At 46.9% G+C, this 6,825-nt stretch carries 8 protein-coding genes; 1 reads left to right on the forward strand and 7 read right to left on the reverse strand.

Translation table 11 applies throughout. The annotated features are described in order from the left end of the window. Window positions 1–252, reverse strand: a 252-nt coding sequence (locus ACP5KC_RS07965) for an ankyrin repeat domain-containing protein (protein ID WP_428287211.1), incomplete at its 3' end; no start/stop codon positions are given. Window positions 253–468: 216 nt separating this feature from the next. Here ACP5KC_RS07965 and ACP5KC_RS07970 point away from each other — a divergent pair. Next, a complete protein-coding gene (locus tag ACP5KC_RS07970; RefSeq protein WP_428287212.1) occupies window positions 469–930 on the forward strand; it encodes a hypothetical protein in 462 nt (153 codons plus the stop codon). Here ACP5KC_RS07970 and ACP5KC_RS07975 read toward each other — a convergent pair. From ACP5KC_RS07975 to ACP5KC_RS08000, 6 genes are all read right to left on the reverse strand, one after another. Continuing rightward, window positions 872–2,746: a hypothetical protein gene (locus ACP5KC_RS07975; protein WP_428287213.1), complete on the reverse strand. Its 1,875-nt coding sequence runs from the start codon at window positions 2,744–2,746 to the stop codon at window positions 872–874. The genes ACP5KC_RS07970 and ACP5KC_RS07975 overlap by 59 nt on opposite strands. 179 nt (window positions 2,747–2,925) lie before the next feature. Further along, window positions 2,926–4,446 (reverse strand): S8 family peptidase, encoded by a 1,521-nt coding sequence (locus ACP5KC_RS07980; RefSeq protein WP_428287214.1) that lies wholly within the window; start codon window positions 4,444–4,446, stop codon window positions 2,926–2,928. 14 nt (window positions 4,447–4,460) lie between these two features. Next, a complete protein-coding gene (locus ACP5KC_RS07985; RefSeq protein ID WP_424739199.1) occupies window positions 4,461–4,778 on the reverse strand; it encodes a hypothetical protein in 318 nt (105 codons plus the stop codon). Window positions 4,779–4,916: 138 nt separating this feature from the next. Beyond that, complete coding sequence (locus tag ACP5KC_RS07990) at window positions 4,917–5,339, reverse strand: hypothetical protein (RefSeq protein WP_428287215.1); 423 nt, start codon at window positions 5,337–5,339, stop codon at window positions 4,917–4,919. 4 nt (window positions 5,340–5,343) lie between these two features. Then, window positions 5,344–5,931, reverse strand: coding sequence for a hypothetical protein (locus ACP5KC_RS07995; RefSeq protein WP_428287216.1), 588 nt, complete (start codon window positions 5,929–5,931; stop codon window positions 5,344–5,346). A gap of 144 nt (window positions 5,932–6,075) precedes the next feature. Next, window positions 6,076–6,348, reverse strand: a complete 273-nt coding sequence (locus tag ACP5KC_RS08000) for a hypothetical protein (RefSeq protein ID WP_428287217.1) — start codon at window positions 6,346–6,348, stop codon at window positions 6,076–6,078. Between the last annotated feature and the right edge of the window lie 477 nt (window positions 6,349–6,825).

Genomic DNA, 6,825 nt, shown 5'->3' on the forward strand with positions numbered 1-6,825 from the left:
AACCTCGAGATTACCCCGAATGGCAGCATCATGAAGCGGTGTGGAACCGTAAACGTCCTTAGCGTCAACATTTGGGCCATGCTCGAGTAAAAGCCTCGTGGCTTCAATGTTACCACTGAACGCGGCCAAGTGGAGTGGTGTTCTGCCAAGAATGTTCCTTGCGTTGGGGTTTACCCCTTTCTTCAACAGTTCTTTAACCCTCGCCACGTCACCCGACGAAACTGCTTCTAGTAGTTCCTTCTCGAGGCTCACGATATATTTGTGGCATGATTCAAATTAAACATTTTCCTGTATTGTATCGGTTTGGAAAACTGCTCTGCGTGGTCGGGAAGCTGAAGCTCAGGCGGGGCTCTTTACAGCTTGGCAATTGTATGATTTGCGGTGAGGGGGATCATATATGTGTGATGAAGAGGACGCTGTGCCTGAGCGGGCAAAAGTATTTATTGAATGTATGTTTTCGTGGTATTGATGGGCGGGGTTACTCTAGGTGCGGCTTTCGCGCTTGGGGTTCTTTATGGGAGGAAGGCTGGCGCAAGGCCTGTAGAGGTTCCTCCTAGGATAGTTTACCTGCCGGCTAGTAGGGCAGGTGTGGAGGGGGGTGGTGTGTTGCCAGTGGATGTGCTTAGGGAGTATGGCTTGGTTGGGGGGGTTGACGAGGTTTTGAGGAAGGCCGAGGAGTACTTTAATGCTTTGAGGGCGAGGGATGAGAGCTTGTGGGCGCTTGCCCAGGCGTCTAGGCTCCTCAATGAGGGTAGGATATCTCCTGCCACATATCGTGAGGTGACGTGGCGTCATATGAGGAGGCTTGTAGAGAGTTCTAGACAGTGTGAGGTGCTGGAGGGGGAGCTTCGGCGGGCTATCCGCGAGGCTGCTAGGGCTGGGGCGGCTGGCTCGCGTGCCGCTCTGTCGTCTGAGTCTTTACCTGTTTGAGTAATAGCTCGTGGATTTTCTTCCTGTAGAACTCCTCTGTTATTTCGCCTTTTAGCAGCATCTTGTCGTAGTCTAGGATCTCCTCGCTATGGAGAAGGGGACCAGTTATGCCTAAAATCTTTTTGAGCTCCTCTGCGAGCCCTGTTGATAGGGGGTCACTGGAGTTGTAATGTAGTTCTCCTGTTTTTAGGTTTATCAAGATGTAGAGGGCTGGGCGAGAGGACCCCTCGGCCTGCCTTACCGATGATGGATCCCAACCCGTGGGGGATGCTAGAACATATATTGAGGGGGTGTCTTCGGCGGGCTCGGGTAGCTCTAGGCTTTTCATCACGCCGCCTATGCTTGCGGGAACGTCGTCTCGTCCTCTCTCATAGAGCACTTTGAGCCTGGAGTAGCATCCTACGTGGACTCTTAGTATAGTCTTTTTCAGGAGGCCTCCTCGAGAAAAGGTGTACTCGATGCGGAAATTCTCGGGGATTTCACGCCTGGGCTGAGCCGTCTTCTTGAGTATGCTTTTTAACTCCTCGTCTTGGATCGTCTCTGTTTTCTTTGAGAGATCTGCGTCTGGGAATGGGTTCCAGGAGCGTAACGCTGAGTCGACTGCTAGCTTGAAGTTGTCGACAAGCTTGACCGCTGCTTCGACTGTTATGACGTATTGGAGTTCGGCAGGCTTTGCTTTCCGCACGATGAGGTAGCTTCCCTTGTCGTCCTCGATTACAGCTGAGGGGTCTTCGAGTATTACTGTGGTGTCTCCTTGGAGGATGTAGGGTAGGTCTTCAACAAGGACTGGTTTGGGGAACTCCTTTTTCTCGGGGAATTTCTCGCCGATAATCTTTCCGATAAACGCTGCAAGGGCGTGGGAGGCTATCTGTGAGAGTATATCCTCGAGGTTGAGCTGGGGGGCTGCCTCCTTGATTGGTAGTTTTTCTTCTTTCTGTGGCTCTGGAGTTTCCCTCTTTTGTGGCTCCTGAGCCTTCTCCACTATGAGCTTTATTGGGGTTATCTCTTTCCTGTAAAGGTTTCCTTTGGGGTCGGTAAAGGTTATTGGCTCGAGTTTTATGACTCCGCTGTCAGGTACAGTTGCTTTCAGGTTTGCCTCGTATTGTTCTCCGCTTTCCAGTGTGAGGGGTGCTTGGCTTCCTGGGATGTTTATCTTGAGGGGGACCGTACCAATGTTTCTGAGCGTTAGTTTGACCTCGACCTCTTCTCCTACTCGAGCTTTATCTACCAGTGGGGAGGCCTCGACCACGAGCTCGGGTTTATAGGGATTTACGCTTACTTGCTCTTCTACAATTATGGGAGATGAGCTTTCTCCCTGGATCTCTAGCTTTGCCGTGATCTTCTTGGGGCCTGCACTTCTAGGTTTCAATCTGATGTCAAGGCATGTTTCTTGGAGCTCGGGGACGACGAGGCTATGGGTGGGCGCGTCAACCTCGAAGTCGCCAGAGATGCTGATTTTGGCTTTAAGGGGGACGACGCGGGGGTTTTTCACGGTTATTTGGACTGCCAGCTCTCCTCCCTCCGTAACTACCCGTGAGCCCAGATTGAGTGAGAGTAATGGGGGGCCGCTTAGCGTTTCACGTGCTCTTAGGATTCTGTGCTCTATTTTTTCCGTGAACTCGTTCTTCATGTAGGGTGGGAGCTTTTCCATGCAAGGGTCGTTTACTAGGCGTTCTAGGTCTCCTAGGCACTTATGAATGATGTCTTGTCCATGCACCTTGACTTTACGGATAAGCTCGTCTTCTTTGCCCTCGTCCAAAAAATCACATGATTCTAGCAGTTTGCGTACGAATTCTTTTAAGTCACACTGAGACACACTAAAAATGTTGTAGAGTGAGAGATTAATTTTTCGTCTAATAGTGTGGATATGATCAGTCCCCCTGCTACCGATCGGGTGAAGGTAGAGAAGTTAGACTTTTAAAAAATTTTTCGCTTGTCCCGCCGGAAGTTTAAGGATTGGCCGGGGTTCCCATGGATCATGTACTTAAGGACTTGTTATTGTTTCTTCTGTTTATCGAGGAGGTAGGCTAGCGTGTAGATGTATTGCTCCCGTGTGATAAGGCCACTCTGGTAAGCCTTGCGTAGCGCATCAAGAATACTAGCAGAGGGGTTGCCGCCCGGTGAGAGGAAGGACATAGCGAGTATTCCAACACCGAGAAAGCTTTGCAGGATTTCCACCATGCTTTCGACGCGCGCGTTTAGGTTCTCCGATTCCAGAATCGAGAGATAGTTTCTGTACCGGTCTAAAGCATCCTCGCCGGGTGCTTGGATCTTTTGTTTTCCGAGTCCAGCTAGGGCTCTCCGTGAGTCTATGATGCCGTGACCTTGCGCATACTTATCAGCTTGGAGTGATCTCGCTGAAGCTATTAGTGAGGCAACAATGTTGGAATAATTGTCTTGTGGAGGGTATCCTCTTTCGGCTGAAGCTTCAAGGAGGAGAGCTATAATTCCCGTCACATGGGGTGCAGCCATACTCGTTCCACTAAGATAAGCATGTAAGGGGTCAATTTTTCCCTTGTGAGAAATATCGGAGGGAAAAGTGGAGACGATACTTACTCCGGGAGCTACGAGCGTAGGCTTAATTTCTCCAAGAATCTTCTCGACTCGTTGGGAGCCTCTCGAGCTAAAGCTCGCTATTAAGCCCTGCTTGTCCACGGCACCGACAGCTATTACACCAGGTATAATTGCGGGTGATTTTATAGTCTCGGGGGCAGGTCCTTCATTCCCAGCAGCGGCGACAAATAACACCCCCCTCCTGATCCATTCCAAATACTTTGAGGCGAACTTAATCTCCGCTTCCGAGGGTAACGGGGTATGCCCCAAGCTCAAGTTTACCACCTGAGCCCCAGCGACTTCAACAGCCCACTCTATACCGGCGAAAATGTCGTCATCGTAGCCCCATCCATCCTTATTTAACACCTTGGAGTTAATCAGGCTAGCGTCAGGGGCAATACCTGAATAGATTTCGCCGCGCCCCGCGATTATGCCTGCGACATGTGTTCCGTGCCCATCAAGATCGTCCACAGGCTCATCTTCGACAAAGCTTCTAGATGCTACAGCTCGGGGGAGTTCGGGATGGCTCGGATCTATTCCGGAGTCTACCACAGCTACCTTGACCCCCTTGCCCGTGTAGCCTTGCTCCCAGACAAAGGGGGTCTTGATCATTGGGACGCTTGAAATTAGGAGGGCTTTGGACCTAGGGACTGGTTCAACTCTTCTGATCAACTTTGCTAGAGCCTGCTCAATCAGATCTAAAATGCTCTTGACTTTAGAGACGGCTGAAATGACTCCTAGCTCAGGGAATACTCGAATAGGTGTTATGTCCTTTTCATGAAGAGACGAAATGGGGATACCGAGGGCATCTAGTGCCTTGGAAAGGGTTTTCTCGCCTGGATTCCACGAGGCCTCCTTCACCTCATGGGTACTCGAACTGAGAATAAGAAAAGATTTCACGGCTTCGTCTTCTCTTCGGGCGAGAATTTCATAATGAACCTTCATGTAAGCTTCCTGGCTCACCATAAACCTTTCCCTCATGCTTCTCTTATTGTCTTGCCTAGCGCTTTGGCTTTAGGAACAGGCTCTACCTTGATAACATTGTCAGACTTAAGTAAGGAGATTAATCCTTCAAGGGTGCACTCGACACTAAGAATATTCAAGTCCTTAAACTTTCTCAAGACCTTTACGCCCTCTATTTGGGGCGGGGGGGTATCTGAAAAATAAACAAATAACCTTTTCTGGGCTAGATCTTTCAATTTTTCCTTGACTTCTCCTTCAGATGTGCCGAGCTTTTTTGAAAACGCTGAGAGCATCTCGGGGGAGATGTTCTCTAAAATTTTATCACTAGACATCATGATAATATCAAAGCCTAGGTATTTAAGTTTTTTAGGATGAGATAGCGTCCTAATTAATTAATCAAAGTTCTTGGAGAAGCAGAGGTTAAAGAGGGGAACTATGCTAGGATTGAGAAAAATCTTAAAATTCTGTGTTTAAGAGGTATGTCTTCTCTTTAGTTCCTGCACAAGGATTTTTGCTCTTTGATAGCGGTCTGGCGGCATCTTTCCCTGCAGGTATAGTTCGTCCAACTTCCTTTCAATTTCCTGGATTTGCGATAGCGTTAGCTGTTGCTTGGAGCTTTTCTCGTCAAGATATTTCTTGAAGTTTTCATACATTATGTTACCTAGTGCATATCCCACTGCTAATCCTAAAGGAGTCGCGACTAGCTCGGGTATTGCTGAGGCGCTTTTCTTGGGGGATCTGATGCCCGAAATTATCAAATAGATCCCGATAAGGAACATTATTAAGCCTGCAGCTGGAAAAGCTCCTAGTAATCCAGATGTTATCCAACCCCATACTCCTGATCCGAGACCTAGAACAGCTAAGATAATGCCTATAACTATTTTTAGGTTCATTACCTCACCTTATAGCTATTAGGATTCTTTGCTTCTTTTGTTCAAGCTGCTGAAGCTTCTCACTAATCTCGGCGTTTTTGCGCCTGAATTCTTCTTCGGTGATTTTGCCTTCGACCCAGGAGGACTCAAGTTTTCTTATAAGCTCCTTGTAGTGCTCGATGTCTCTTTCCAGATCCTCTAATTGTTTCCGATAGGATTCAGTTTCAAAATCAGCTCTCGGTGGAGTAACAGGAGGGGGCTGGTACTGGGTAGGGGTAGCTGGAGGCGGGTGGTATACTGGCTGCTGAATTCTTTGAAGCTCTTCATGAATTATTCTCCTGAGGGCTTCATCCTGGGAGAGTTGTTGAGTGACTTGAGGAGCTAAGGGTGCTGCTCGGCTAGCCTCTATTTCTCTCAGCAAGGCTTGAACTATTTCCTGCTCGCTTGCATTCGCTCTTTGAAGCTGCGGAAGTTTTTGTGAAAGAAAGTTAGCTACAACAGCGTAGATTGCTCCCTTAGTGGCTTCCTTACCGAGCCAAACGACAAGTTTCCCGGTTAAAAGTTCAGCTGTTTTTTGAAGATCTTTAAATTGTCTATCAAACTCATCAGACATTGTTTACCGTTTAGAAATACAATGAAGAATAATATAAATTTTTTTTCTGTAGGAATACCCCCAAATCGTGTTTAGGAAGTTTTAGAAATGTTTTTATCCATTAGTCACTCCTCTTCGAGAAAAATTCGTTTAAATCATATACATTCAACGAGTCTCGCGCAACGACCGCTGGATCTCGGATCTAATTATTTCACGGAGCCTCGTCTCATCTATAGACTGAAACTCAGGCCTATTTCTGATTACTTCAGATAATACTTTAGCCAATGTAGCTATGTCAGCGTCTGTCAGTGTTCTTCTTTTGGAACTGGGAAAGCTCTGGAGAGAGTTTTGAACCACTGCATAAATAGAGCCTTTAAAACCTTCGCGTGCTAAGGTTAATACGATCTTGCCTACGAGGGGTTCAAGTATTTCCGACATACCATTATAACTTTCGGGGAGTCTTATTTATTTTTTACCCTTTTTGAAAAACTTCTAAATGTTTTATTTTAATTTAAGAAACCTATATACTATTGAAACAATTTTAGCTATAGCCTCACTTAGCTTTATGGGGAAAATCTAAAACTTAATCTCCACTACTCTATAAGTATCAAAAAGAAAGTTTTTGTAGCTGTGAACAGACATCGAGTTGTAGTCAATTATATGGAGATGAGAAGCAGAACGACTTCTTATTTTCAGTTAGCCCAACCTCTGCAGTAGTTACCTGGAAGATAAACCAGCAATGTGATGGTATGATAGCGGCTGGTGGAAGACTAATTATAGTAAAGCCTGATGAAAAAACACATATTTTTAACGAGACAGATGGCACTTATTTAGCTTGTATTTACTCAGGCTGGGATGAGATGCTTAGCACGCTACCCAGTTATAGGAGAAGGGAAGTTGTTTTTCATTGCCATT

Origin of the sequence: Infirmifilum sp. (assembly GCF_049970975.1) — an archaeon.
Classification (GTDB): Archaea; Thermoproteota; Thermoprotei; order Thermofilales; family Thermofilaceae; genus Thermofilum; species Thermofilum uzonense.